General features: G+C 63.0%; 26 protein-coding genes, 1 tRNA gene and 1 pseudogene. 15 read left to right on the plus strand and 13 right to left on the minus strand.

The features are described 5' to 3' along the window. The first annotated feature begins 56 nt into the window (after positions 1-56). The gene (locus CDI09_RS08140; protein WP_078525984.1) at positions 57-1,466 is read left to right on the plus strand and encodes a GntT/GntP/DsdX family permease; all 1,410 of its coding nucleotides are present in this window, start codon (positions 57-59) and stop codon (positions 1,464-1,466) included. A 95-nt stretch (positions 1,467-1,561) separates the two neighbouring features. Here CDI09_RS08140 and CDI09_RS08145 read toward each other — a convergent pair whose 3' ends face one another. Then, the gene (locus tag CDI09_RS08145) at positions 1,562-4,096 is read right to left on the minus strand and encodes an excinuclease ABC subunit UvrA (protein WP_110571248.1); all 2,535 of its coding nucleotides are present in this window, start codon (positions 4,094-4,096) and stop codon (positions 1,562-1,564) included. Positions 4,097-4,191: 95 nt separating this feature from the next. Between CDI09_RS08145 and CDI09_RS18810 the strand changes: the two genes are divergently transcribed. From CDI09_RS18810 to CDI09_RS08160, 4 genes are all read left to right on the plus strand, one after another. Beyond that, on the plus strand, positions 4,192-4,326 hold the full coding sequence (locus tag CDI09_RS18810) for a hypothetical protein (protein ID WP_257788361.1): 135 nt from the start codon (positions 4,192-4,194) through the stop codon (positions 4,324-4,326). Further along, a complete protein-coding gene (locus tag CDI09_RS08150; RefSeq protein ID WP_078525988.1) occupies positions 4,323-4,769 on the plus strand; it encodes a hypothetical protein in 447 nt (148 codons plus the stop codon). Before CDI09_RS18810 ends, CDI09_RS08150 begins: the two co-directional genes overlap by 4 nt. A gap of 147 nt (positions 4,770-4,916) precedes the next feature. After that, complete coding sequence (locus tag CDI09_RS08155; RefSeq protein WP_236944464.1) at positions 4,917-5,216, plus strand: DUF2171 domain-containing protein; 300 nt, start codon at positions 4,917-4,919, stop codon at positions 5,214-5,216. A 37-nt stretch (positions 5,217-5,253) separates the two neighbouring features. Continuing rightward, entirely contained in the window at positions 5,254-5,970 is a 717-nt protein-coding gene (locus CDI09_RS08160) for a M15 family metallopeptidase (protein WP_078525990.1), read from the plus strand. Between the two features lie 159 nt (positions 5,971-6,129). On the opposite strand, the gene CDI09_RS08165 is transcribed toward CDI09_RS08160, so the two are convergent. Both CDI09_RS08165 and CDI09_RS08170 read right to left on the minus strand, forming a co-directional pair. Then, a complete protein-coding gene (locus tag CDI09_RS08165) occupies positions 6,130-6,453 on the minus strand; it encodes a hypothetical protein (protein WP_078525992.1) in 324 nt (107 codons plus the stop codon). An 85-nt stretch (positions 6,454-6,538) separates the two neighbouring features. Further along, positions 6,539-6,856, minus strand: a complete 318-nt coding sequence (locus CDI09_RS08170) for a helix-turn-helix transcriptional regulator (RefSeq protein ID WP_236944466.1) — start codon at positions 6,854-6,856, stop codon at positions 6,539-6,541. A gap of 128 nt (positions 6,857-6,984) precedes the next feature. Here CDI09_RS08170 and CDI09_RS08175 point away from each other — a divergent pair, with 128 nt between their 5' ends. The 5 genes from CDI09_RS08175 (at position 6,985) to CDI09_RS08195 (ending at position 15,107) form a co-directional block, all read left to right on the plus strand. Then, the gene (locus CDI09_RS08175) at positions 6,985-7,236 is read left to right on the plus strand and encodes a hypothetical protein (protein WP_078526054.1); all 252 of its coding nucleotides are present in this window, start codon (positions 6,985-6,987) and stop codon (positions 7,234-7,236) included. A 62-nt stretch (positions 7,237-7,298) separates the two neighbouring features. Further along, complete coding sequence (locus CDI09_RS08180) at positions 7,299-7,811, plus strand: nucleoside deaminase (protein WP_110571249.1); 513 nt, start codon at positions 7,299-7,301, stop codon at positions 7,809-7,811. A 246-nt stretch (positions 7,812-8,057) separates the two neighbouring features. Further along, positions 8,058-10,166, plus strand: coding sequence for a penicillin acylase family protein (locus CDI09_RS08185; protein WP_078526056.1), 2,109 nt, complete (start codon positions 8,058-8,060; stop codon positions 10,164-10,166). A 207-nt stretch (positions 10,167-10,373) separates the two neighbouring features. Continuing rightward, positions 10,374-12,431: a M1 family metallopeptidase gene (locus CDI09_RS08190; protein WP_236944467.1), complete on the plus strand. Its 2,058-nt coding sequence runs from the start codon at positions 10,374-10,376 to the stop codon at positions 12,429-12,431. Between the two features lie 222 nt (positions 12,432-12,653). Then, the gene (locus CDI09_RS08195) at positions 12,654-15,107 is read left to right on the plus strand and encodes a TonB-dependent receptor (RefSeq protein WP_078526060.1); all 2,454 of its coding nucleotides are present in this window, start codon (positions 12,654-12,656) and stop codon (positions 15,105-15,107) included. A 184-nt stretch (positions 15,108-15,291) separates the two neighbouring features. Here CDI09_RS08195 and CDI09_RS08200 read toward each other — a convergent pair. Further along, positions 15,292-15,381, minus strand: a pseudogene (locus CDI09_RS08200) (transposase); the annotation flags it as partial. After that, the gene (locus CDI09_RS08205; RefSeq protein WP_078526062.1) at positions 15,378-15,887 is read right to left on the minus strand and encodes a hypothetical protein; all 510 of its coding nucleotides are present in this window, start codon (positions 15,885-15,887) and stop codon (positions 15,378-15,380) included. The gene CDI09_RS08205 and the pseudogene CDI09_RS08200, both read right to left, overlap by 4 nt. A gap of 200 nt (positions 15,888-16,087) precedes the next feature. Here CDI09_RS08205 and CDI09_RS08210 point away from each other — a divergent pair, with 200 nt between their 5' ends. Further along, the gene (locus CDI09_RS08210) at positions 16,088-16,312 is read left to right on the plus strand and encodes a hypothetical protein (RefSeq protein ID WP_078527979.1); all 225 of its coding nucleotides are present in this window, start codon (positions 16,088-16,090) and stop codon (positions 16,310-16,312) included. 249 nt (positions 16,313-16,561) lie between these two features. Here CDI09_RS08210 and CDI09_RS08215 read toward each other — a convergent pair whose 3' ends face one another. The 5 genes from CDI09_RS08215 to CDI09_RS18135 all read right to left on the minus strand — a co-directional run bounded on the left by CDI09_RS08215 (position 16,562) and on the right by CDI09_RS18135 (position 21,517). Beyond that, positions 16,562-17,512 (minus strand): efflux RND transporter periplasmic adaptor subunit, encoded by a 951-nt coding sequence (locus tag CDI09_RS08215; protein WP_078526064.1) that lies wholly within the window; start codon positions 17,510-17,512, stop codon positions 16,562-16,564. A gap of 12 nt (positions 17,513-17,524) precedes the next feature. Further along, positions 17,525-17,719: a DUF1656 domain-containing protein gene (locus CDI09_RS08220; protein ID WP_061273645.1), complete on the minus strand. Its 195-nt coding sequence runs from the start codon at positions 17,717-17,719 to the stop codon at positions 17,525-17,527. Beyond that, positions 17,719-19,788: an FUSC family protein gene (locus CDI09_RS08225; protein ID WP_078526066.1), complete on the minus strand. Its 2,070-nt coding sequence runs from the start codon at positions 19,786-19,788 to the stop codon at positions 17,719-17,721. The genes CDI09_RS08220 and CDI09_RS08225 overlap by 1 nt, the downstream gene beginning before the upstream one ends. A 98-nt stretch (positions 19,789-19,886) precedes the next feature. After that, positions 19,887-21,284: a siroheme synthase CysG gene (cysG, locus tag CDI09_RS08230; protein WP_078526068.1), complete on the minus strand. Its 1,398-nt coding sequence runs from the start codon at positions 21,282-21,284 to the stop codon at positions 19,887-19,889. Between the two features lie 83 nt (positions 21,285-21,367). Continuing rightward, entirely contained in the window at positions 21,368-21,517 is a 150-nt protein-coding gene (locus CDI09_RS18135; protein ID WP_019087433.1) for a hypothetical protein, read from the minus strand. Between the two features lie 176 nt (positions 21,518-21,693). Between CDI09_RS18135 and panC the strand changes: the two genes are divergently transcribed. After that, on the plus strand, positions 21,694-22,551 hold the full coding sequence (gene panC, locus CDI09_RS08235) for a pantoate--beta-alanine ligase (protein WP_110571250.1): 858 nt from the start codon (positions 21,694-21,696) through the stop codon (positions 22,549-22,551). 71 nt (positions 22,552-22,622) lie between these two features. On the opposite strand, the gene CDI09_RS08240 is transcribed toward panC, so the two are convergent. From CDI09_RS08240 to CDI09_RS08250, 3 genes are read right to left on the minus strand one after another with little or no spacing between them, the layout of a single operon-like run. Then, positions 22,623-22,817 (minus strand): Trm112 family protein, encoded by a 195-nt coding sequence (locus tag CDI09_RS08240; RefSeq protein ID WP_061273711.1) that lies wholly within the window; start codon positions 22,815-22,817, stop codon positions 22,623-22,625. 36 nt (positions 22,818-22,853) lie between these two features. Then, positions 22,854-23,624, minus strand: coding sequence for an LON peptidase substrate-binding domain-containing protein (locus CDI09_RS08245; protein ID WP_078526071.1), 771 nt, complete (start codon positions 23,622-23,624; stop codon positions 22,854-22,856). Continuing rightward, on the minus strand, positions 23,621-24,586 hold the full coding sequence (locus CDI09_RS08250; RefSeq protein ID WP_078526073.1) for a tetratricopeptide repeat protein: 966 nt from the start codon (positions 24,584-24,586) through the stop codon (positions 23,621-23,623). Before CDI09_RS08250 ends, CDI09_RS08245 begins: the two co-directional genes overlap by 4 nt. A gap of 212 nt (positions 24,587-24,798) precedes the next feature. On the opposite strand from CDI09_RS08250, the gene CDI09_RS08255 reads away from it, so the two are divergent. The 3 genes from CDI09_RS08255 to CDI09_RS08260 all read left to right on the plus strand — a co-directional run bounded on the left by CDI09_RS08255 (position 24,799) and on the right by CDI09_RS08260 (position 25,269). After that, positions 24,799-24,873: transfer RNA gene (locus CDI09_RS08255), tRNA-Gly, on the plus strand. Next, a complete protein-coding gene (locus tag CDI09_RS17575) occupies positions 24,846-25,052 on the plus strand; it encodes a hypothetical protein (RefSeq protein WP_146220825.1) in 207 nt (68 codons plus the stop codon). Before CDI09_RS08255 ends, CDI09_RS17575 begins: the two co-directional genes overlap by 28 nt. After that, complete coding sequence (locus CDI09_RS08260) at positions 25,045-25,269, plus strand: hypothetical protein (protein ID WP_249034008.1); 225 nt, start codon at positions 25,045-25,047, stop codon at positions 25,267-25,269. Before CDI09_RS17575 ends, CDI09_RS08260 begins: the two co-directional genes overlap by 8 nt. The last annotated feature ends 7 nt before the right edge of the window (positions 25,270-25,276 follow it).

The following is a 25,276-nucleotide window of genomic DNA, read 5'->3' on the forward strand; positions in this document are numbered from 1 at the left end:
TTAAAAGGCGCGTTTGGCTGGATGAGACTGGCCGCTCTCACGCACGGGACCGCTCCATGACTCCGCTCGCGCTGATCCTGACCGGGATAGGCTCCATTGCCGTCCTGCTCCTGCTTATCCTCAAACTCCGGCTGCATCCCTTCGTCGCCCTGCTGGTGGTGGCCGTGGTCGTGGCCCTGCTTACCGGCATGCCCGTGGCAAAGCTGGCCGATGCCATTCAGGGCAGCATGGGGCGCATCATGGGCCATATCGCCATTATCGTGGCCTTCGGAGCCATGATCGGGCGCATGGTTGACCTTTCGGGCGGGGCGGCCACCGTGGCGAATGCGCTGATCGGCCGCGTGGGCCGCGCCCATGTGCCGCTGGCGCTGGTCATTGCCGCCTTTGGCGTGGGCATTCCGGTGTTTTTCGAGGTGGGCGTCATCATGCTCATGCCGCTGGTCTATGGCATGGCGCGACAGACGGGCCGCGTGCCCGCAGTGTTCGGCATTCCCATGGCCGTGACCATGCTCACTGTCCATGCCCTGCTGCCGCCCCATCCCGGCGCCGTGGCGGTCGCGGCGGCGCTGGGCGTGGGGGCGGGGCACATGCTGCTGCTCGGCCTGCCGCTGGCCGCCGTGGCCACGGTGCTGACCTATGTGCTGACCCGGCCCATCATGGCGCAGCCGCTGGGCTGCGCGCCCGATATCCGCGCCGTGGTGGACGAGGCCCGCGTGCCCGCCCACGGGCAGGGCGAGGGGGATGGCGCTGCGGCTGCCTTCATGCAGGCGACCGCGCGCAGCCCGGTGGGCGTGGGCGAGGTTCTGACCGTTATCGCCATGCCGGTGGTGCTGATGGTGGCGGGCACGCTGGCGGGCGAACTGATGGCGCCGGGGCGGGTGCGCACGGTCATGGTTTTTGCCGGCATACCCTTCGTGGCGCTGGGGCTGGATGTGCTGCTATGCGCGTGGCTGCTGGGGCTGCGGCGCGGCATGGCGCTGGCCATCGTGTCTGATGTTGTGGCAGCCGCCCTGCCGGGCACGGCCATTATCATCCTCATTACCGGGGCGGGCGGCGCGTTCGCGCAGGTGCTGGTGGGCAGTGGCGTGGGTGATGCGCTGGGTGGCCTGCTGGCTTCCACTGGCCTGCCGCTGCTGGTGCTGGCCTTCGTGCTGACCATGATCCTGCGCGTAGCCCAGGGGCCAACGACCGTGGCGCTCATGACCACGGCGGGCATCCTCGGCCCCATGATCGGCCGCCTGCACCTTGACCAGACCCATCTGGCCCTCATGGCGCTGGCCATGGGGGCGGGAGGCATGGCGCTGTCGCATGTGAACGATGCGGGGTTCTGGATCGTAACAAGGCTGTGCGGCGTGAGCGTGCGCGAGGGGCTGCGTAGCTGGAGCCTCATGACACTGGTGGCCGCCCTGCTGGTCTTTGCAGGTGTTGCGGCGCTGTGGGGCGTGATGCCCGCATCGCGCGGTTAAGGGATAAAAGTTTTTGGGTGCCGCCTTTTTTCAAAAAGGCGGTGTTCTTTGAAGCTTTTTGAAAAAAGCTTCACCAAAAACGTTTATTCTTTCACTCAGCCAGTGAGAGGCAGCAGGAAAGGCGCGGTGGCGCTGCCTTTTGCGTGGGCCACATCATGCGGCGTGCCAGCGGCCACGATCGTGCCGCCCCCGTCGCCCGCACCCGGCCCCATGTCGATAATCCAGTCGCTTCTGGCCGCCACCCGCATGTCATGCTCGGCCACTACTACGGTATGGCCACCATTCACCAGTGATTGCAGGTGCGCCTGCAGCCGGTCCACATCGGCGGGGTGCAGGCCGGTGGTCGGTTCATCAAGAATGTAGAGCGTATGGCCCCGACGCTGCTTGCGCAGTTCGGTGGCCAGCTTGATGCGCTGTGCCTCCCCGCCCGAAAGCTCGGTGGCGGGCTGCCCAAGCCGCAGGTAGCCAAGCCCGCCCTGCTGCAATGTGGCAAGCGTGGTGGACAAAGCCGGGTTCTGCGCAAAAAAGGCGGCCGCTTCATCTACCGTCATGGCCAGTACATCGGCAATGGATTTGCCGTCTATGGTCACCTCCAGCACCTCGGGCCGGTAGCGCGTACCGTGGCAGGTGGGGCAGGGGGAATACACGCTGGGCAGGAACAGCAGTTCCACCATCACCGAGCCCGCGCCCTCGCAGGTGGGGCAGCGCCCTTTGGGCAGGTTGAAAGAAAAGCGACCCGCATCATAGCCGCGCGCACGGGCCAGGTCGGTTGCGGCATAGGCCTGGCGGATCGTGTCGAACAGGCCGGTATAGGTGGCAAGGTTGGAGCGCGGGGTGCGGCCGATGGGTTTCTGGTCGATCATGACCAGCCGGCTGATTTTCTTTACGCCCGCCACCACATGCCCCTGCGGCGTGCCTTCGGGCATGTCCTCGATGGTGTCGGCCTCCCCCGCATCGGGCAGTTTCTGCCCCAGCGCGTGCGCCATGATGGCGGGCAGCGCCTGGCTGACAAGGCTCGACTTGCCCGAGCCCGACAGGCCGGTCACGGTTACGAACGTGCCCAGCGGAATATCCACGCTCAGGTTGTGCAGGTTGTTCCACGTTATGCCCGCAAGCTTCAGCCAGGCTGTGGCCGGGCGCGGCGTGCAGGCAATCGGGGCATTACTGCCGAACAGGTAGGGCGCGGTGCGGGAGTTCGTGACGGCCCGCAGGCCATCGGGCAGGCCGCTATACAGCACCTCGCCCCCGTGCGTGCCCGCATCGGGGCCAACATCGACAATCCAGTCCGCCCGGCGGATGAGGTAGAGGTTATGCTCGACAATGAACAGCGAGTTGCCTGCCCGCTTCAGCCCCTCCAGCGCATCGAGCAGGTTGTGGGCATCGGCGGGGTGCAGGCCGCTTGAGGGTTCATCGAGCACATACACCACGCCAAACAGGCTGGAGCGGATCTGCGTGCCCAGCCGCAGGCGCTGGTACTCACCCGGCGAAAGGGTGGTGACCGAGCGGTCGGCCTGCAGGTAGCCAAGCCCCAGATGCTCCAGCACCGCAATGCGGCCCAGCAGGTCGGTTGCCATGCGGCGGGCGGCAATGGCTGTGGCATCGCCTGCCTGCGGGGCGTGTTCGGGCACCTGCGCGCCACAGGACAGCGGGGCCAGCGTGCCGGCGATGGTGGCAAGGGGCAGGCGCGTGAGTTCGGCGATATTCAGCCCCGCGATGGTGACACGCAGCGCATCGGGGTTGAGCCGCGCGCCATGGCAGGTGGGGCAGGGCGTTGCGGTGAGGAACCGCTCGGCCCGCCTGCGCATGTTGGCACTCTGCGATGTGGCAAACGTATGCAGCACGTAGCGCCGCGCGCCGGTAAAGGTGCCGTTATAGGCAGGCGGCACATGGTCGCGTATCGCGCGCTGCACGGCAGCGTGGTCGAGGCCGGGATAGACGGGGTAGGTAGGTGTTTCCTCCGTGTAGAGGATCCAGTCGCGGGTTTTTTCCGGCAGGTCGCGCCAGGGGCAGTCCACGTCCACGCCCTTGGTGATGAGAATATCGCGCAGGTTCTGCCCCTGCCATGCCGTAGGCCACGCCGCCACCGCGCGTTCGCGGATGGAGAGGCTGTCATCAGGCACCAGCAGGTCGGTCGTGGTGTCCATGATGCGGCCCTGCCCATGGCATTGCGGGCAGGCACCTTCGGGCGTGTTGGTGGAGAACGATTCCGCCTCCAGCCGCTTCATGCCCGCAGGGTAATGCCCCGCGCGGGAATAGAGCATGCGCAGCAGGTTCGACAGCGTGGTGATGCTGCCCACCGTGGAGCGCCCGGTGCCGGTGCCACGCTGCTGCTGGAGTGCGATGGCGGGCGGCAGCCCCTCGATTGACGTGACATCGGGCACCGGCATTTGCCGGAACAGCCGCCTTGCATAGGGCGAGACCGATTCCAGATAACGCCGCTGCGCCTCCGCATACAGCGTGCCGAAAGCCAGCGAGGATTTGCCCGAGCCCGAAACTCCGGTGAACACGACCAGCCGGTCACGCGGAATGTCCACGCTCACATCCTTGAGGTTGTGCTCGCGCGCGCCACGCACATGCACGAAATCGGGCCGGGTGGACGGATCAACTGCAGGAACGGGAGGCTGTGACATGGGGAACGGGCCTTTGATGCAGTGGGCGGGCACGGGGCCGGCAGGGTGCCCTGTTATAACCCGACTGCCCGGGTCTGTGCTCCCTCTTCTCGCGCATGAATATTATCGCCCATGATATAATTGATAATACCGGGTATATGCCAGCCCCCGGCTTGACCGATGCAGGCGGGCAGCGCATCACAGCAAAAGCAAGTTATGACAATATGAGTGATCAGGCGGTGGAAGCATGAAACGAGTCATTATACTGGGCGTGTCGCTCTGCCTGTATTCCGGGCTGGCCCATGCGGCGGGTAGTGCCGCCGTCATCGCTGAAGCCGAGCGCCATGTGGCCGCCACCCTGCCCGACCCGCATGCAGCAACCTTCCGCAATGCTACGGTGCATGCCATGGATGGCGCATCGGTGGTATGTGGCGAGATGGCGGAACACGGCCCGCCTGCTGATGGCGTGTACAAGAAATTCGGCTATGTGCAGGGTCAGGATGACCCGGTGATTTTCAGCGGGCGCCCGGTTCCGGCGAAAATCCAGTTCAATGAGGTCAATTCCTGGCTCAATGACAGCATCAAGCTCGAAGACCTTGAAGAAATGGGCTGCGTGCCAAAGGGCACCTATCATCGCTACAACGAGCAGCTCAATCAGGTCATGGCCCAGCGCAGCCAGTTTGGCGTGAACTAGGCCGGGACAACTTCAGCCCATGCCGGGCGTTGAACCCGCAGACGCGCCCGCGGGCACCTGTGCCGGGCATATGCGGCATGGGCGAAAGTCCGGAGTAGTTGGCGTAAAGGCTCCGGCGCACGGAAGGCGGCCGACAGGGGCCGCCATGTGAGCAACAGGGCATGGGGCGGCACGCAGGTGCCAGCCTGCATGCCCGACAAGGAAAGGGAATTCATGACGGATGTAACGCAGGCCATGCTGGGTCAGGACGTAATTGCGGCGGGCTCGGGCCGCATGGGCACGCTCACGGCCGTCAATACGGATGGCACGATTCAGGTTACCGTTGATGGCCCGGCCGAAAGCGCCTTTACCATTCCCGCCGCATGGGTACAGTCTGCCGATAACGGCAAGATCCTGCTCAGCCATACGGTGGAAGATGTACAGTCCTACACGCCCCCCACAAACTGAAGGGCCTGCACTGCCCCTGATCGGGGTGCGGTAATTCATGCACGCACCCGCTCCCCCGCCCGGCCCCGTGCTGGAGGATGATGACCTGTTCCGTGTGCCTGCGCGCCTTGCGCCCGATGCGCTGCGGGCCCTGGCCGGGCAGGCGGTCATGCCTGCCTTCGCACCCGCGCCAAGGGCTGCGGACCTTGTTGACATCATGCAGGTTGATCCGGCGATTGCGCTGGATATCCGTTATGCTTCCAGCCGGAATTTTCTGGGTTTCCCGGTTTATCCGGCGGGGCGGGCGTTCCTTCAGCGCCCGGCGGCACTGGCCCTGTCGCATGCGCGTGGCCTTGCGGGCCGGCATGGCTATGGCCTGCTGGTTTATGATGCATATCGGCCCTGGCATGTCACGGCGCTGTTCCGTGCTGCCGTGCCAGCGGCCCTGCATGAATTCGTGGGTGATCCGGCCACGGGGTCGCGCCATAACCGGGGCTGCGCGGTTGACCTGACCCTGTGGGACCTGACGACGCGCCAGGTTGTGCCCATGCCATCCGGCTTTGATGAAATGACACCTCGCGCCCATGTTGACTATGCGGGCGGTGATGCCCTGGCGCGGCAGCGACGTGACCTGCTGGCGCGCATCATGCAGGCCAGCGGCTTTGTGCCTCTGGCGGAGGAATGGTGGCATTTCGACTTTAAGGACTGGGTGGATTATCCGGTGCTTGATCTTTCGTTTGATGCGGTGGCGCGTGCTGCCATGCCGCAGGTCTGAAAGGGTAAAAGTTTTTTGGGTGCCGCCTTTTTTCAAAAAGGTGGTGTTCTTTTGAATATTTTTGAAAAAATATTCATTAAAAAATATCTGTATGAAAATAAAAATGCCGCCCATTTTAAATGAAAGGGCGGCATTTCTTTTGAATTATTCTAAAAAATTTCAGTCATTATGCAGGGTGCGGTCTATCGTGCGGCCTGCTTTCTCACCGGGGCCTTTGGGCGGGTCGAAGGTATCCTGCATCTTGTCGCCAAAATGATCGATTTTCTCGCCCGTTGTCTCGTGGTGGCGCTTGCATCCGCTCAACCCCGTGCCTGCCACCACAAGGGCCAGGCCAAAAGCGGCCACGGAGCGCAGGCGCCGCCGGGTGGCAGGCGCGGGGGCGACCGTGGCGGGCGCGCCGTGGCGCAGGGCAATGCGGAACTGGAGGCGGGCTGGTTCTGTGCTGGAGGAAGTCTGCTTGCGATTGCGTAAGGCGCTATCCATGCCCGGTATCCTGTTGCGATGTCATGTGCACCTTTAAGTGAGCAATCCCCGGTCCGGTTCCGTCCTCACGGGAATGTGAGCACCGTTAGCTGAACATGGCCCGGCATTCTGGGCACAGCCGCAAAAAGCGGCCATCGGCCACAAAGGCGGTATCGCAGTTCAGGCAGGTGCGGCGCACCTGGTCGGGGCGGTCCATCGGTATGGCGTGGCGGATGCGGTGGCGGCGCAGGTGGGCCTCGAGTGTCTTGATGTTCATGTCCAGCCTGCGGGCGGTCTCGCGCGTGGAGCAGCCCTGTGCCCGCAGGGCGGCCACGCGCGGGGCAAGGGCGGTCCAGTCAACACGCGGCGGGCGCGTGCGGCGTGGCGGGGCAGGGGATGGTGTAGCGGAGGTGATGTTGTGCATGTTTTTCATACACAAGGTATGTGCTGAAAAACCACACATACAGCAAGAACTTTATGAGAACATTTGCGCCTGCATCGCTGCCTTCCACCTTTTTGTGTATTTTATTCATACACATGGAGCGCAAACAGATGCCAGGTTCCTATCTACCCGCCGGGTGCACGCAGGCTGATATCGACGCCCGATTCGCACCTGATGAGCCAGCATGGGTCGCCCGCTACATCGCCCAGCTTGCCTGCCAGCTTGAGCGGATAGCCGCCATGCGGGCCGAACTCGCGGCCACCCGGTTTGATGGCGCATATGACACCACCGATATCGTGGGCTATCTTGATGACGAGATGCAGACGCTGCGCCAGCACATGGCGCACCCCCTGCCGGAATAGGCCGGTTGGCGGGTCAGTCGCGCTGTTCATACAGGCCCGTTCCGCACGATGAAGGATGCCCCATGACCGACCTGCTGCCCGATCTCGATCACGCGCATTTCCTGCGGCGCGCCTTTGCGGTGGCCGAGCAGGCGCGGCAGGGGGGTGACCATCCTTTTGGCTGCATTCTCGTTGATGCGCAGGGGCGGGTGGTGCTGGAACAGGGCAATGGCTACACCGCCGAAGGCGGTGACATGACCGCCCATGCCGAGCGCCTGCTGGCCACGCGGGCCTCGAAGCGCTTCCCGCCCGCCGTGCTGGCGTCGCACACCATGTACACATCGGCCGAGCCATGTGCGATGTGTGCAGGTGCGGTGTACTGGAGCGGCATCGGCCGTGTGGTTTTTGGCCAGAGCGAACACAGCCTGAAGGAAATGACGGGCAACCACCCCGAGAACCCGACCCTCGACCTGCCCTGCCGCTCGGTTTTTGCTGCGGGGCAGCGCCCGGTTGAGGTGATCGGCCCGTTGCTTGAAGCCGAGGCTGCCGCCCTGCAGCAGGCCTTCTGGAATGAAAGCAGGGCCAGCGGGTCATAAACGCTTTCGGGTGCCGCCTTTTTTCAAAAAGGCGGTGTCTTCCAGACTTTTTTGAAAAAAGCGTCCGCAGGAACTTTTATTGTCTCTGCATTCCGTCAGATGGGTCGAAATTCCATTCCAGGCGCATTTTCGGCAAATCGTTTCGGATTCAATCTATAATTATAGCCAAAACCGGGCCATTCTTCCGCAACGGGTCGGCAGCGGCCAGCACGGTGCGTCATGCCGCGTGGGCAACGGGAGAGGCATATGGAATTGGCACGGAAGTGGCGGTTGAGGTTCTGCCTTGGTGCAGGCCTGGCCATGGCGGGCGGAAGCCACGCGGCCGGGGCTGCGGAGGCCAGGCATGATGAAATTTTGTGGGACACGTTCGGCGTGCCCCATATCTATGCCACGACCGAGGCGGGTGCCTTCTATGGCTTTGGCTGGGCGCAGGCGCATAGCCACGGCAATATCGTATTGAAGCTTTATGGCACCGCACGCGGGCGGGCTGCCGAATACTGGGGTGCGGCGGAAGAAGAGTCGGACCGCTGGGTGCGGGGCAATGGCGTGTATGAGCGGGCCAGAACCTTTTATGCCCGCCAGACGCCGGGCTTTCGCAAGGATCTCGATGCCTTCGCGCGGGGCATCAACGATTATGCCGCCCGCCACCCTGCTGATATTGCCGGTGACATGCGCGCGGTCCTGCCGGTCAGCGGGGTTGATGTCGTGGCCCACGGCCTGCGGCTGATGAATTATGTCTATATTGCCGAGGAGCGGAAAATGCTCGGCGATGCGCCCGAGCGCAGGGCAGGCGGGTCGAATGCCTGGGCCATTGCCCCCTCGCGCACCACCGATGGGCATGCCGTGCTGCTGGCCAACCCGCACCTGCCATGGAGCACGCCGTTCTATACCTATTATGAAGCACAGCTTAATGGTCCCGGGTTCAGTATTTATGGCGCAACGCATGTGGGCCTGCCGGTGCTGCGTTTTGCCTTTACTCCGGATGTCGCCTTTACCAATACCGTCAACACCATTCTGGGCGCGGTGCGCTACCGGCTGACACCCGATGGCGATGGCTACAGGCTGGATGGCCGAAAGAGGAAATTCACCGCCAGAACCCTGTCCTATAAAGTAAAGCAGCCCGACGGCACGCTCGTTACCCGTAGCTTCCTGCAGCGTTATGCAAAACAGGGGCCGGTTTTCAGTGAGGCGGATGGCACGCCCATTGCGCTGTATGTGGCCGGCCTCGATCGCCCCGGCATGCTCAGGCAGTACTGGGATATGGCGCGATCCCACAATTTCAATGAATTCCAGGCAGCGCTCAGAAAGCTGCAGGTGCCCATGTTCAACATTGTCTATGCCGATCATGATGGGCATGTCATGTATATCGACAATGGTATTCTGCCAAAGCATGATAATGGTGACTTCGATTACTGGAACAATGTTGTTCCCGGTGATCGGTCGGATAACATACCCAAAGGCGTCGTGTCCTATGACAGCCTGCCCAAGGTGATCGATCCGCCATCGGGCTTTGTGCAGAACGCCAATGACCCGCCATGGCTCGCCACCTGTCCGCGCGTGCTCGACCTCAAGGCCTATCCCGCCTATGTGGCGCAGACCGGCCCGATGACGTTGCGCGCGCAGATGTCAACCCGCATGCTCGCGGGCGCGGTGAAACTGTCATTTGACGACATCATGGCCCGCAAGCTCAACACCCATTCGCTACTGGCCGAGCGGATCTTGCCCGAACTCCTCGCCGCCGCCCGAAAGGACCGCCGCGCGGATGTGAAGGCGGCCGTGAAAGTGCTGCAAGACTGGGATGGAGCCGATGACGCCACCAGCCGGGGCGCCCTGCTGTTCGAGACATGGGCGCGGCTGTTCATGGGGCCCAGATTTGCCGGGTCTGACGGATTTGCGCGCCAATGGTCGCTTGATGAGCCGATCAGCACGCCATCGGGGCTGAAGGACCCTGCCCATGCGGTCAGCCTGCTGGCACAGGCGGCGGTCGAGACCAGAAAGCTGTATGGCGCAATCGACCGGCCGTTTGGTGATGTATCGCGTTTTCATATCAATAATGTTGACCTGCCGGGCAATGGCGGCTTTGGCAATACCGGCATTTTCCGCACCATTACATGGGGCCCCATGACAAATGGCGAGCGCACGCCACAGCATGGCGAGACATGGGTTTCGCTTGTCAGTTTTTCCACGCCCATGAAGGCGAAGGGCCTGCTGAGCTATGGCAATTCCAGTCAGCCCGGTTCGCCCCATCATTCTGACCAGCTCTCCTACCTGAGCAGCAAGACGCTGCGTGACCTGTGGCTGAGCCGCGATGTGGTGGAGCAGCATGTGGAAGTGGTTGATCCGCTGCCTGACTGAGAGGCTGCGTATCATTAAAAAAGCTTCGGACAGCGCTGCCCTGTTTGAAAACGGGCGCCAGCCGGAAGCTTTTGTTTGTCATCTTTCAAATGATGACTGCGGGTGAGGTTTCGCCTCGTTACACGATCCTGTAATGAAAACCGCGCCATCTGGCATGCCACAGCACATATCGGCCCCCGCTCGGCGGTGATAAGGAGACACCTCATAATGTCAGCCCCCTGCGTAATGCGGTTCTGTTACCTTGTGGCCTGTGGCGTGCTTGTCAGCCTGTCGCCCCGGCCGGTCCGGGCGCAGGTTGCGGTGCCTGATCCCAACCAGATCTTCAGCCCGGTCGTGATGCCGGACCCGGTCAGCGCCTATCGCTCGGGTGATGGCACGCCGGGGCCGATGGCGTGGAAAAATCAGGCTGATTACCGTATTGCCGTCACCCTCGATCCTGCCAGCCATGAACTCTCGGGCGAGGAAACGGTCACCTACCACAACAACAGCCCAAGCAGCCTGCCGGTGCTGTGGGTGCAGCTTGACCAGAACATGTACCGCGCTGACAGCAGGCGTGCCGTCATGTCCGGCGCCTCTGGCGCGCCGCACACGCAGGGGGTGCAGGTCGGGCCGGTGACCATCATGGAGGGCGCCACCACGCATGAGGTGACGCCACTGATCTCCGATACCCGCATGCAGATCACCCTGCCGCACCCGCTGGCGCCGGGCAAAACACAGGTGTTCCGGGTCAGGTGGCACTATACCATGCCCGGCGCATGGGGTGGGCGCACGGCGGTCAGCCCCTCGAAAAACGGCGATATTTATGAAATCGCCCAGTTCTACCCGCGTATGGCGGTGTTCGATGATGTGCGCGGGTGGGACACGCTGCCCTATGTGGGCGATGAGTTCTATCTCGATTACGGCAATTTCGATTACGCGGTTACCGTTCCCGCCAGTTTCATGGTTGCGGGCTCCGGCGCGCTGGTCAACCCGGCGCAGGTGCTGTCAGGCGCGCAGCAGCAGCGCCTGGCTCAGGCCCGCCACAGCGACACGCGCGTCATGATCCGTGACCTGGCGGATGTGGAGGCGGCCGCCCATGCCCCGCCCTCAGGTAGCCGCACATGGCGCTTTCATATGGAGAACACGCGCGATGTGGCCTTCGTCGCCTCACCCGCCCTGTTGTGGGATGCGGCGAAGCTGGACCTGCCGCCGGTCGCTCCCGCGCCGGGCCTGAAGCCCGAGGCCCGGCTTGGCATGTCGGTCTACCCCGTGGAGGCCATGGGGCCGCAGGCATGGGACCGCTCGACCGAATACGTAAAGCATACGATCGAGTATTTCTCGCGCGAATGGTATCCCTATCCGTGGCCGACCGCGATCAATGTGGGCGGCCATGGCGCAGGCATGGAATATCCGGGCATCGTGTTCGATGGCATGCAGGACCGCGATGCCAGGCTGTTCTGGATTACCACCCATGAACTCGGCCACACGTGGTTCCCCATGATTGTCGGCTCGAACGAGCGCCGCAACGGCTTCATGGATGAAGGCTTCAACACGTTTATCGATTCACTGGCGTCGCTGCATTTCAACGGGGGCGAGTTCGCGCCCAAGCATGATGGCGAATACGCGCCCGATACCGGCAGGCCTGCTGATGATATCGTCAAGGTGCTCAAGGACCCGGTCTACCAGCCCATCATGGCGGCCTCCTACATTCCCGGCAGGGGAGACCGGCATGCCATTGCGTATTTCAAGGCGGCTTACGGGCTGGAACTGCTGCGCAGCCAGATCCTTGGCCCCGCGCGGTTTGACCCGGCGTTGCGCCATTACATTGCCGCCTGGGCCTATCGCCACCCCACGCCATCTGACTTCTTCCGGCTGATGGAAAGTGACGCGGGGGAGGACCTGTCATGGTTCTGGCGTGGCTGGTATTTCACCAACGCCGCACCGGATTACGCGCTGGCGGGCCTGGAATATGTCGGGAATGACTCGGCAAAAGGGGTGCAGGTAAAGGTGCGGAACAACGGGGCCCTGCCGCTGCCGGTAACGTTGCAGGTGACCTGGGCCGATGGAGCGACCACCCGGCGCATCCTGCCCACCGAGATATGGGCGAAGGGCAACGAGGCAGTCGTGCGCCTGACCGATGGCAGGCCGGTGCGCTCTGCCATTCTTGACCCCGACCACGCCATCCCCGATATCGACCGCAGCAACGATGCAAGCACGTCCGTAACACCGGTGGCTGATGGCATTGGCATGGGCATGGCTGTGGCGCGGCGCAACCTGAGGCCATGAGGCATGCCCATGAACCGGGGCAGGAGGGAAGAAATAAAGAGGTTTCAGGGGCAATACATAATTACGAATAAGAAATAAATATGGGTCCGGGAGCGTATTTAACGCGCGCTGGGGTGCTTCATAAAAAATTCACACAGATAAACCAATGTTGTTTCATGGGTGTGGCACTGCCGCACCATCATGAAACCTTCACATTAAAAAGAGTAACCGCGCTGATAGACGATGGCTCGCCTTCTCATCGCGGAGACCTTTCAGGTGTCGATCAAGTTACTATGTAATGGTCATGTTGCTTTTGGCCTGTTCTGCTCTGCCCTTGCGCTCTCCACGGCGCATGCACAGACAGTTCAGCCTGCTTCCGGAGAGCAAAAACCCGAGCGGGCACCGTATAAAAAGGTGGTCGGGGCTCATAAAAATGAGGTGCGGTCTTCTTCCGCCAATGTCGAGCAGATCATGGCAACGGCACGCCGCACCCGCTCCGAGCAGACCGTAAACCACACCCAGCTGCAGCGCATCCTGCCCGGCATCAACCCGGTCAAGGCACTCGAGATCCTGCCGGGCGTCGTGTTTGAAAATGCTGACCCATGGGGCAATAACGAACAGAATTCATCGCTCTACATTCATGGCTTCAACCAGAACCAGCTCGGCTTTACGCTTGATGGCGTGCCGTTGGGTGACCAGTCATATGGCAACTACAACGGTCTCTCCCCCCAGCGCGCGGCAATAAGCGAAAACATTGGCTCCGCTACCGTTGCAACGGGTGCGGGCGCGCTTGGCACGGCCTCGACCAGCAACCTTGGCGGCTCGCTGGAATTCACGACACAGGACCCGCTGCACAAGGCCGGTGGCCAGATTTCGCAAACCTTCGGCAGCTGGTCCACCTTCCGCACCTTTGCCCGGGTTGATACGGGCGATTTTGGCCATAACAACTCGGCCTATGTTTCATGGGCGCGACAGGATGCGCGGGCATGGGACTTTGCGGGCCATCAGGGCGGCAATCAGGTCAATGCCAAGTTCGTGCATGATGGATCGCACGACAAGATCACGACTTTCTTTGACTGGTCCGACAAGGTGGAACCCAATGAGGACGGGATTGTCGAGCCATCAGGGGGGAGCATGTACGTGCGCCCGTTCCTGTACCCCAACCTGAACGAAGCCGTGAACTATTATAAGAATGCGGCCAATATTGCAGGAAACAATTACCGTAACTATTACTCCGATGCGCAGCGTGAAGATTTCCTGGCCTATACAAAGTGGACGCATGATTTCAGTGCGCACCTCCACTGGACCAACCAGATCTATTACCATCATGACATGGGTGAGGGCGTGGTCGCCGGTCCGATCAGCGCGGCCGGGCTGCCGACCCTTTTCGGGGCGTACTTCCCCAATGCGTCTTCATCCGACCTGTCCAACGTGTTTGGCGGCTCGGGCATGGCAACGCGCACGACCGAATACTGGGATAACCGCGGCGGCCTGATGTCCACCCTGCGTTATGAGGTTGGCCACCACCATATTGAACTGGGCGGCTGGTACGAGCGCAACAACAACACCCAGGCCCGGCGCTGGTACGCGTTTGACATCAATAACCCCACCACGCCCTATGACCGCCAGCAGAACCCGCTGATCCACCAGTACACCAACTATTTCTATACCAATACCTGGACCACACACCTGCAGGATAGCTGGCAGATCACCAGGAACTTCATGCTGAATGCGGGCTTCAAATCGGAGCTGGTCTATACAAACGGTACCCTGCCGGTTGCTGCCCTGCCGGGGTCGCTTTCCCCCAAAACGGCTGAAACCATTCCCGGTGGCCGGATTGCGGCGGTCAGGCCGTTCCTGCCTTCCTTTGGTGCCCTGTGGAATTTTACGCCGCATGAGCAGTGGTTTGCCAATATTCAGGAAAACATGCGCTCGTTCCAGGATACGGGCTACGGCAATGCCAGCCCCTGGGGCATGACCAGCCAGCAGGCATTCGAGAACTTCAAGAAAAATGGCAAGCCTGAAACATCATGGACCTATGAGACCGGCCTGCGCACCAACCGCAACGTCAAGCTTGGGCCGCTGACCCATATCAGCGGACAGCTTGAATACTATCATGTCCATTTCTCCAACCGCCTGCTGGCCGTGGCCTCCTCGGCTTACAATAGCAATGTTTCCTATATTATCGGTTCATCCACCATCCTGACCAATGTTGGCTCGGTCTCGACCGATGGCATGGATTTCTCGTTCACGGCGCAGTTCGGGCCGCATTTCTCGTTCTATAATGCGCTGTCCTATAACAAATCCGTTTATAATGATGATTATTTCTCAGGCACCACACAGGTGCATACGGCGGGCAAGAATGTTGTCGGCCTGCCTGACTGGACCGAGAAGTTCGTGGCTTCCACCAACTGGGGCAATTTCTATGGCCAGTTCATCGGTGATGTCATTGGTCGCCGTTACACGACCTATACCAACGACCTTTCAGTCAAGTCCTATGCCCTGTTCAGCATCAATGCCGGTTATACCATCAAGGGCATTCCGCATGTGCAGGGGCTCAAGGTGCAGGGCAACATCACCAATCTGACCAACACCCGCGCCTGGTCCACCCTCAGCACCTCGCAGGCCAGCGGGCAGTATACGGCCTACCCGATGGCACCGCGCATGTTCTTCCTGACGGTTGGCGCAAGCTTCTAAGCCAGCCTGCCCGATAAGGCCCCGGTGACATCACGGAACCGGGGCCAAAGTCTTTTTGCAAAAAAGCGGCGTCCTCTGCGGCTTTTTAGAAAAAGCTTCACCAAGAACTTTTATAATTTCAGGATATTATTGAGCCTGACTTTTCAAACAGACTCTAACTTTCAGTCTGGCGCAGAACCGTTCGATCACGCCAGGGAATGCCCGCGCGATAACGATACGGCACGGCCTCGATAAACAGACGGTTATCCGCGGCTGCGCCACCGCCATGCCCTAGAACCCGTTTACCGTTGTCTGTCCCGTGGCCATGGAATACGAGCAGGCGCGGTCCCCATCGGTTACGACCAGCCAGATGATGTTGCGCAGCCCGGTATAGAACTGCCCCGCATCGCGCAGCGAGGTGTAGCCGTGATGGCGGAACCATGAGGCGATGATGGTGGTGGGCTGGCTGCCAAACGATTTACGGATCGTATCAAGCAGCTTGTCGCATTGCGTGCGGCTGAAGCTGTCATGGTTCTGGTACCATATGCCCACCAGGATGCTGTTGCGCCGGGGGTCGAAGTCAGCCACGGGCACCATGTCGCTGTCATAGGTGTCGGGCAGGCTGTCAATTTCGTGCTGCATGGCGCGCTCGGCGCGGATCAGGCCGAGATCCATCATGGTCAGCTTGTCGGAAAACAGGGTGCTGATGACCTGTGAGGCCGGTGTCTGGGCCGCGGCGGTGGCATACCCCCACCCCAGCAGGGCAAGAAACACGAACAGATGGCGCAAGATATCCCCCATGGCGGACTAAGTCGGTTCATCCTTGTCATGGATGGGCGGGCATGATGGCCCGCATCGTGGCAGGCAGCGTTCATGTCATGACAGGAATTAGATAAAAATAACCTTTCAGGCCATATGTGTTGTCTTGAATGTTATGCACATAATGCCTATCTGCTATGAGCATAATAACTGACGTGGCGGTGAACGGGAGTGCGCGCGATATGACACGGATGAAGCTTGCCCTGCGCGGCTGGTTGCAGGTGCTGTGGGGGCAGATCGTGCGCGAAACGGGTTATGCCATCAGCCATGAACGCCTGCAGCGCCGGGGCCTGCTGATCGAAAAACTCGGCCACGGCCTGCTCTATCGCGCCCACCGGCTGGGGGTGGCGCCAGCCGCCCCGGTGGCGGACCCCTACGCCACGCCCTCACGCGCGACCGAAGGCTGAAGCCGGGCAGGCCATCGTGCCTGTTATGTGAAGGATTCGTGACAAGCGTGCCCGTTTTCCCCTGTTTCTGACAGGTCTTTCCACAGGGTTGCCCGAAAATCAGTCCCCCGAATCTGGGGATAAACGGGTTCTCGTATCGCTGATAAGAAAAGGAAAGTTCTTGGGTGCCGCCTTTTTTCAAAAAGGGCGACGTATTCTGAAGCTTTTTGCAAAAAGCTTCACCAGAAACTCTTATCCTTTCACCCGCCTTTAACGGTGCCCGGCCAGGTGCTGCATGTCATCGCCCACATGGCGCAGGGCATCGCGCACCGACATGTGGCGGCGGTTCCCCGCCTCTGACACGACCGTGACGGTGGCGGTCATGCCTGCGGCAAGCACGAGGTCTTTCGGCACGGTATCGATATGTACCCGCACCGGAATGCGCTGGGCCAGCCGCACCCAGGTATAGACCGGGTCCACTGCTGGCAGCCCCTGTATGGAGGTGGCGGCGTTGTTGCTGGCAATGCCGCGCGTAATGCTTTCCACATGGCCGAACAGGGGTTCATGAAACCCCATCAGGTCCAGCCGCACGGGTTCGCCTTCGCGGATGGAATGGATTTTCGTCTCCTCGAAATAGCCATCCACCCAGTAGGAATCCGCATCGATGATCTGGATGTTCACATGCCCCGCGCTGGCATAGTCGCCCGCGCGCATGGTCAGGTTGGTGACATAGCCGTTGAGCGAGCTGCGCACCTCGGTGCGCTCAAGGTCGATGCGCGCCTGCCGCAGGTCGGCCAGGGCCGAGGCATACTGCGCTTCCGCCTGCTGGGCCACGGCCTCGAACTGCTGCTTTTCCTCGCCCGATACCGCCACGCCGGATATTTTCTGGCGGCGTTCGTATTGCGATGTCTTGAACTCAAGATCAGCCCGGCGCTCGTTGACCGCCGCCTCGGCAATATCGACTTTCACGCGGAAGTCGAACGGGTCGATCACGTACAGCACGTCGCCCTTGTGCACGAACTGGTTGTCATGCACGCGCACTTCATTGATCTGGCCTGAAATGCGCGGCGCGATATTGGCCACCTGCGCACGGACCTGCCCGTTCCGCGTCCACGGTGAGGCGGTATAATAATCCCACAGCACGATCACCACGATCGCCGCGACAAAAAGAATGGTCGCGGTAATGGCCAGGCGTACGAAGCGGTTTGCATATGCGAACACGTCAGCAGTCTTTCACAACATCAGGGTATACAGGCCAACAAGGCAGATCAGCAGGCCGAACTGGGCCAGCGGCGGGTTCCACACAAAGCGCCACAGGTTGAACCACGACAGCGCCGCGCGCAGCACGAGCAGCGTGCACAGCGCCAGTCCGAGATTCATGACAAAGGCCGAGACCAGCACGCCTTCCACATCAACGACCTGCCGCATCAGCCTGCCTTTCCTGTCTTGATGATGCCGTAATGGCGCAGCCTGGGTTGGGCTGCGCGCCATGAGTGCAGCACCGCATCCAGCCCGGCCAGCAGGTTGATCGCCGCGACCTGCTCAGGTGGCGGCAGGTGGGGGGAGGGGGCAGGCACGGCGGCACAGGCCTGTTGCAGGCGCGCGTCAAGGTCGCCCCAGGGCGCGTGCAGCCGCAGTTCGCGCGCTGCCAGTTCAGCCGCGGGTCGCAGCAGGGGGGAGCCCGTGGCCTGGCGCGCATAGGCGCGTGCCCGCGCCAGCGCACCATCGAGTTCGGTAAAGGCGGTAAAGCTTTCAAGCTGCCGGGCGCCGCTGGGGCTGGGCGGTAGACGGTCATTCCAGAACTGCATCTGGGCCAGCCGGTCATAGGCGCGGGTGAGGCGGGTCGGGCCATCGGCCTCGCCCTTGCCCGCCATCTGGCGTTCAAGCGCGCGCACGATGGTTGACGCCATCCAGAAGCGCTGCCTGCGCGCCGAGGGCGGAAACAGCAGCACAAGGATGATGAAGGCCAGCAGGGCGGCCAGCAGATAGAAGATGTTGCGGTTGAGGAATTCGGTCGGGTTGTAGCTCTGGTGGTTGTCCAGCCCCAGCATGGCGAAGAAGAACACCCCGTAATTGAACCCGATCGCAGCCGTGCCCGGCCGCATGAGCAGCAGGCAGGCCAGAAAGGTCTGCGGCAAAAGCGCCAGGGCGAGGAAGGGCATGTCCGCCCCGTGCAGCAGCACGAAGAAGTTCAGCGCCGCCGCCGCCAGCACGCTGCACGGAATGCCGATCACCGCCCCCATGCCAAAGCGGGCTGTATCGACATTGGTGGCCGCCAGCGTCAGGGTCAGCGCGGTCTGGGCCAGCGCCACGGTCGCCCCGGGCAGGCCGGTCATCACACACACACCTGCCGCGAACGAGAAGCCCACCAGCACCCGCAGCGCCCCGATGAAGGCGAGCAGGATGTTGGGTTGCGTTGCGATGGCGATGGTCTTGCTGTCAGCAGCGCTGCCGGTGCCTTCAACCAGCATCTGCTGGCCTGCATGCAGGCGCACACGCGCGGTGAGCATGCGGGCCGCGCGCTCGATGGCAAACGCCTCATCGGCATTGGGCACATGGGCAGGAAGCGCCTCACGGATGGCCTCAAGAATGCGTAGCGTAAACCCCGCCTGGTCCAGCCGCAGGTCGGTCTGGCGCGCGATGCGGGCAATGGCGTCCTCAACGGCGGGGTCGATGTTGCCATGGCCCGTGTGGCGGCCAAGGCCGCGCGCGCAGTCCAGCACCGTCAGCATGGACACCATGGCCAGCCGCGCCCCGTTGGCCCGCATGCCGCCACGCTCGAATTCCGTGCGGGCATAGGACAGGCGGGTGGTCAGCGCCAGAATGCCCCCGGCCAGCCTGATGTCGGCCTGCGCACCCCGGTCATACAGGTGCTGGAGCGCCGCGCGCGCGGTCTCGCTGATGGGGCGGGTAAGCTGCTTCAGCCCGGCGGCCAGCCCGCCCGTGGCTTCGGGCGAGCCGGAGAGGATATTGACCACCGCCACCGCAAACACCCCGATGGTAATGGCCGAAGCCCGCGAGACGGCAATGTTGAACACGTTCTGCGGCGTGTCGATGCAGTTGACCGCCACGAGTGCCACCGTATAGCCCGACAGCAGCGCGCCATAGGAGCGGAAGTCACGCTCCAGCGACCCCACGAACGCACACGCTGCAAGCCACAGCGCAACACCGCCCAGGAACGGCCCGCGCTGCTGGTTCCACACCGCCACGAGCACGATGGACACGCCCATGCCCACCACCGTGCCCAGAATGCGGTAAAACGCCTTGGAGAGCGCCTGCCCGCGCAGCGGCTGCGCCAGGATCATCACGGTCACGCCCACCAGCAGCGGGTTGTCGATCTGGACCCAGAACGCCGTGGCCAGCCCGATGACGAGCGAGCACCACGTGCGCAGGCTGAAGCCCAGCCACCCGGCAGGCAACCGCTCGGCCCAGGGAAAATAGAGATGTGCCATGTCGCGCAGGCGATGCCCTGCGTTTGTTGCCGATGTGTCGGACATGGCCTCCCTGACCGTCTGGTGGTCTTGGCATTCCATACAACGGAAGTTGCAGTACATTCATAACAAATGATGTACGGCGGGCTGCCTTTCGGCAGGTTTTATGCCGGCGAGAGCACCCGGTGGCGCACCACTTCGCCCACGATAATCAGCGCGGGGCTGGTCACGCCAGCCTGTGCGGCCTGCGCGGGCAGGTTGCCCAGCGTGCCGGTCAGCACGCGCTGGTCGGCCCGCGTGCCGCGCTCGACAATGGCGGCGGGCCACTGGGGCGGCAGGCCGTGCTCGACCAGTTTTGCGCACAGCGCGGGCAGGGCGGAGACACCCATATAGATCACCACCGTCTGGCCGGGGCGGGCCATGCTGTCCCATGGCAGGTGCAGCGTGCCGTCGGCGCGGGCGTGGCCGGTCACGAACAGGCAGGCCTGCGCGCAGTCGCGATGGGTGAGCGGAATGCCCGCATAGGCCGCGCAGCCATTGGCCGCCGTAATGCCCGGCACGACCTGGAAGGGAATGGCGGATTCAAGCAGCGCCTCGATTTCCTCCCCCCCGCGCCCGAACACGAACGGGTCGCCACCCTTGAGCCGCAGCACGCGCTGGCCCGCCTGCGCGCGGCGGATCAGCTCGGCGTTGATCTCTTCCTGCGGCATGGTGTGCCTGTTGCGCTGCTTGCCCACGAACACCAGCTCCGCATCGCGGCGCACACGGTCAAGCAGGGCGGGCGAGAGAAGCTGGTCATACAGCACGCAGTCGGCATTCTGCATCAGGTGCAGGGCGCGCAGCGTGAGCAGGTCCGGGTCGCCGGGGCCTGCGCCCACCAGCCAGACCTCGCCGCGCGTGGCGGTGGTGGCGATGATGTCATCAAGCACCGCACGTGCGCGGGTGGCATCACCATTGCGCGCGGCCTGGGCGCCCGCGCCATCGAGAAATGTCTCCCACACCTGCCTGCGCCGCGAAATGTCGGGGCAGGCGGCGCCCACATGCTCGCGCTGCTGCTGCATGAACACGGCCAGCGCGCCCGTGCCCTCGGGTATGGTGCTTTCCACCTGTTCGCGCAGGCGGCGCGCCAGCACGGGGGCTGCGCCGCCGGTGGAGATGGCGATGCGCACCAGCCCGCGATGGATCTGGGCAGGCGTGATGAAGGTGGAAGGCTGCGGGTCATCCACCGCGCAGACGGGAATGTTCATGCCGCGCGCGATCGAGGCCGCCGCGCGGTTGACATCCCGGTCATCGGTCGCGGCATAGACCAGCCGGCAGCCGGGCATGGCGGCGCGTAGTGTTGCCTCATCGGCCGTGGGAGCGATGCGGGTGATGCTGCCGTCATCCTCCCAGCGCTGCATCTCGGCATCGAGGCGGCCTGCGATCACCTCAACCCGCGCACGGTGGGCGAGCAGCAGGCGCACCTTGTTGGCGGCGATCATGCCACCACCCACCACCAGCACCCGGACACCGTCCAGCCGCAGCGCGATGGGAAACCATGCGGGTTCGGAAATATTGGTCATGCGCTTAAAGTCGCCGGGCGTGCCGGCATCCTGTCAACTGGGGAGGTGTATCGGTTGCGCGCCGGCTGGCGGCATGGGGCGGTTTAGTGGGAGGCGACGTTCTTCACCCCTTCGGCATAGCCCCAGCGTGCCCATGTCGAGCGGTCCTTGACCGATCCTGGCGTGTTGGTGGCGCAGGCGGCCAGTGACAGCACGATGGCACAGATGCCAAGAACGGGAAGAAAACGGGCCAAAAAAACCTCCTGCACGACGCAGCCGCCAGCCTAGCAGAAAAGCCCCGCCATCACCACGCCCCGCGTAAAGGGATGCGCACGCGCCCCGCCTCTCGCCTGCTGCGGCCAAAAGATGGTAAGCCGCACAGGCATGAAGCCCATGGCATGCCGGGGCGCGAACAGGGGGATTGCCACTGATGGAAACCGTAAGCACCGTGGCCGAACTGCGCGGGCATGTCCGTGCATGGAAAGAAGCAGGCGCGCGCGTGGGCGTGGTGCCGACCATGGGGGCGCTGCATGAAGGGCACCTTTCGCTGGTGCAGGCGGCGCGTGCGCGGGCGGACCGGGTGATTGCCACGGTTTTCGTCAACCCCATCCAGTTCGATAACGCGGATGACCTGGCAACCTATCCCCGCACGCTCGTGGAAGATGGACGGCTCCTGGCCGAGGCCGGGGTGGACCTGCTCTACGCGCCCACCGTGGCGCAGATGTACCCGCCCGGCTTCGCCACGCGCATCAGCGTATCGGGCGTGTCGGAGGGGCTGTGCGGTGGCGCCCGCCCCGGTCATTTTGATGGCGTGGCCACGGTCGTGTGCAAGCTGTTCATGCAGACGCTGGCCGAGTGCGCCTTTTTTGGCGAGAAGGATTTCCAGCAGGTGCAGGTCGTGCGCCGCATGGTGACCGATCTTGACCTGCCCATCGAGATCATATCCTGCCCCACCCTGCGCGAGGCGGACGGGCTGGCCCTGTCCTCACGCAACCGGCGGCTCAGTGCGGCGCAGCGGCAGGTGGCCGTGGCGCTGCCGCGTGCGCTTGCCGCCTGCGCGGATGCGATCGCCACCGGCGCGGATGTGGCCACGGCCCTGGCTGGGGTGGCGCAACAGTTGCGTGCGGCGGGCTTCGGCCCGGTGGATTATGTGGAACTGCGCCACGCAGCCAGCCTGCAGCCGCTGGCCGCCTGCCCGCCCGGCGCGCCCGCGCGCGTGCTGGCGGCCGCATGGCTGGGCGATGTGCGGCTCATTGATGGCATGGCCGTGCCCGTAGCGGGCAGCTGATCAAAGATAAAAGTTTCCGGATGCCGCCTGTTTTCCGGAAAAGGCGGCATTTCCTGAAGCTTTTATGATGTTCAGGCATCCAGCCTGCGGGCTTCATCGGGCAGCATGATGGGAATGCCGTCACGCACGGGAAAAGCCAGTCCGGCACGCTTGCTGATCAGTTCACCCGCTTCGCGGTCATAAACCAGCGGCCCCTTGGTCACGGGGCAGACGAGAATGGACAGAAGCCGGGGGTCGAGGGGCGGCGCAAGGGGCTTTTCGGTCATGGTGGCGGGTTCCATGCAGGTTGTGGTGGATAGTGATTATGCGGGGGATGCACCCTCATCGGGTTCATGTCCAGTCCCTTCCAGCAGGTCGCGCAGGATGCGTGCGCGGTCGGCAGGCGTAGGGGCTTCGAGCATTTTCTGGCGGGGGCCGGTGCCAAAGGGGCAGATCATGGGCAGGGTGACCAGCAGGGCGGCATCATCCATCTGGTGCAGCGCATCCCACTGGGTGCTCACGCCCTGTGCCTCGCAGAAATCATGCAGCGCGTTGAGCAGCCCCTCGCGGTCGAAGGGGATGTCATCCTCGCTGTCGGTCAGGTCGGACACGAAGGACGAGGTATCGACCCGCGCCACCCGGTAGCCACGGCGCAGCCCCGTCTCGCGCAGCAGGCGGAAGCGCGCGATGCCGGTAAGCGTAATGGCGTATGTGCCATCAGCCCGCTCGGTCATGGCGGTGATGCGGCCCACGCAGCCAATGTTGTACAGCGGCGGGGTGTGGCTGTAGCCATCATCCATGCCGGGGTCATCGGCTTCATCATCAAGCGGGGTGTCATCCATGCCATTGAGCAGGCGGGGCTGGATCATGCCGATCAGCCGGTTGCTGGCCAGCGCGTCCTCCACCAGCGCGATGTAGCGCGGCTCGAACACATTGAGCGGCAGCCGCCCCTGAGGCAGCAGCAGGGCCTCATCAAGCGGGAACAGGCCGAGCTCGGCGGGAAAGTCCGCCAGCGTCATTTCATTCACCAGCGGGATGCGGCGGGGGATGTCATCATGAATGACGACCACCCCGCTTTCGTCATGCCGTGTCACGAAAACAGCAGCGAGGACATGCGCCGCCGCGCGGCCACGGTGTCGGGGTCGGTCTGGCCCCATGCCTCGAACAGGCGGATGAGCTGCAGGCGGGCGGCATCATCATTCCACTGCCGGTCCTCCTTCATGATGGTGAGCAGTTCATCGGCGGCCTCGGCGCGCTTGCCTGCGGCGTTGAGCGCGGCCGACAGCTCGAAGCGCGCGGCGTAATCCTTTGGGTTGGCGGCAATGCGCGCGCGGATTTCTTCTGCTTCCTCAGCCGCCTTGCGGCCTTCACGCTTGAGTTCGAGTGCGGCCCTTGCCCCCGTTATCTCGGCATGGCTGGCAATGGCGGCGGGCGCATCGTTCAGCGCGGTCTCGGCACCTTCGTCATCGCCCATCTCGATCAGCGCGCGCGCAAGGCCACCCCAGGCGGCGGGGTTTTCCGGCTCGATTTCCAGCACCTGCGAGAACAGGCCAGCCGCCGCTTCCGCGCGGCCCTCGGCCATGTCCTTGCGTGCGGCCTCGATCAGTTCGGCTGCGGGTAGCGCGCCGCCGCCTGCGGCCTTGAGGGCATTCTCGATAAAGCGCCGCACTTCACTTTCAGGCTTGGCGCCCTGCATCATGTCCAGGATCTGGCCCTGCCAGAACACGGCCACGAGCGGGATCGACTGCACCGGCAGCCCGATCTGGCCAAGCTGCTGCACCAGCGCGCGGTTGGCATCGACATCAATCTTGACCAGCCGCACGCGCCCGCGGGCCGCGCGCACCACTTTTTCCAGCACCGGGGTGAGCTGCTTGCACGGGTTGCACCATGTGGCCCAGAAATCGACCAGCACCGGCATGTCGCGGCTGGCATCCACCACGTCGTGCATGAAGGTGTTCTGCGTGCCGTCCATGACCGGGTCGGGGCCGCCGCCGGGTGCGGCGCCAGCGGGGCCGGAACTGTCGGGGCGGGGGGTCTGGCCGATGATGTAGTCCATATGGTCGTATATCCTGTCGGTCTGGCGGCAGGCATGGGCGGGTCGTTCGCGCATGGCCCGTGCTGCCGGTTCATTCTTGTGCAATAGATTGGCATTCCCCGCGACTGTCGCAACCGCCTTGTGAGGGGATGAAAAAAAACTTCAGAAAACGCATTTTTCCCTCTTGCGGCCCCCACGGGTTTACCGTAAAACCCGCTTCACCGACACGGAGCGCGGGCGTAGCTCAGGGGTAGAGCACAACCTTGCCAAGGTTGGGGTCGTGGGTTCGAATCCCATCGCCCGCTCCAGATTTCCTCAGGAAATCAATTGGATACGAGAAAGCCGCCGCAAGGCGGCTTTCGTCGTTTCAGGGTATTTTTTCCAAAAAGCATCATCAGAAACCGGCCTTGGCGTGAAGGCTGTTTTCCTGTCCTGTCCCCAGGGGCAACCTGTTGCGGTCTTCTGGCGTTGGCATGGTGATGGATGATGGGAAGGATCAGGCCATGACGCATGATGACCCCGAAAAATCTGGGACCAAGGATGACGAAGGCGCGCGCTACCCGGCCCCCGGCGTCAGTTCACCGCCCGAGGCGCGGCCTGATCCGGATGCCAAAAAAACGCCCCGCCCCGAGCCCGTGCCCACCGACCTGCCCGATCCGCTCACCCTGCCGCAGCATGACGGCGAGGAAGATACGGCAGGCTGAAGCAGGG

This window comes from Komagataeibacter nataicola (genome assembly GCF_003207795.1).
Classification (GTDB): Bacteria; Pseudomonadota; Alphaproteobacteria; order Acetobacterales; family Acetobacteraceae; genus Komagataeibacter; species Komagataeibacter nataicola.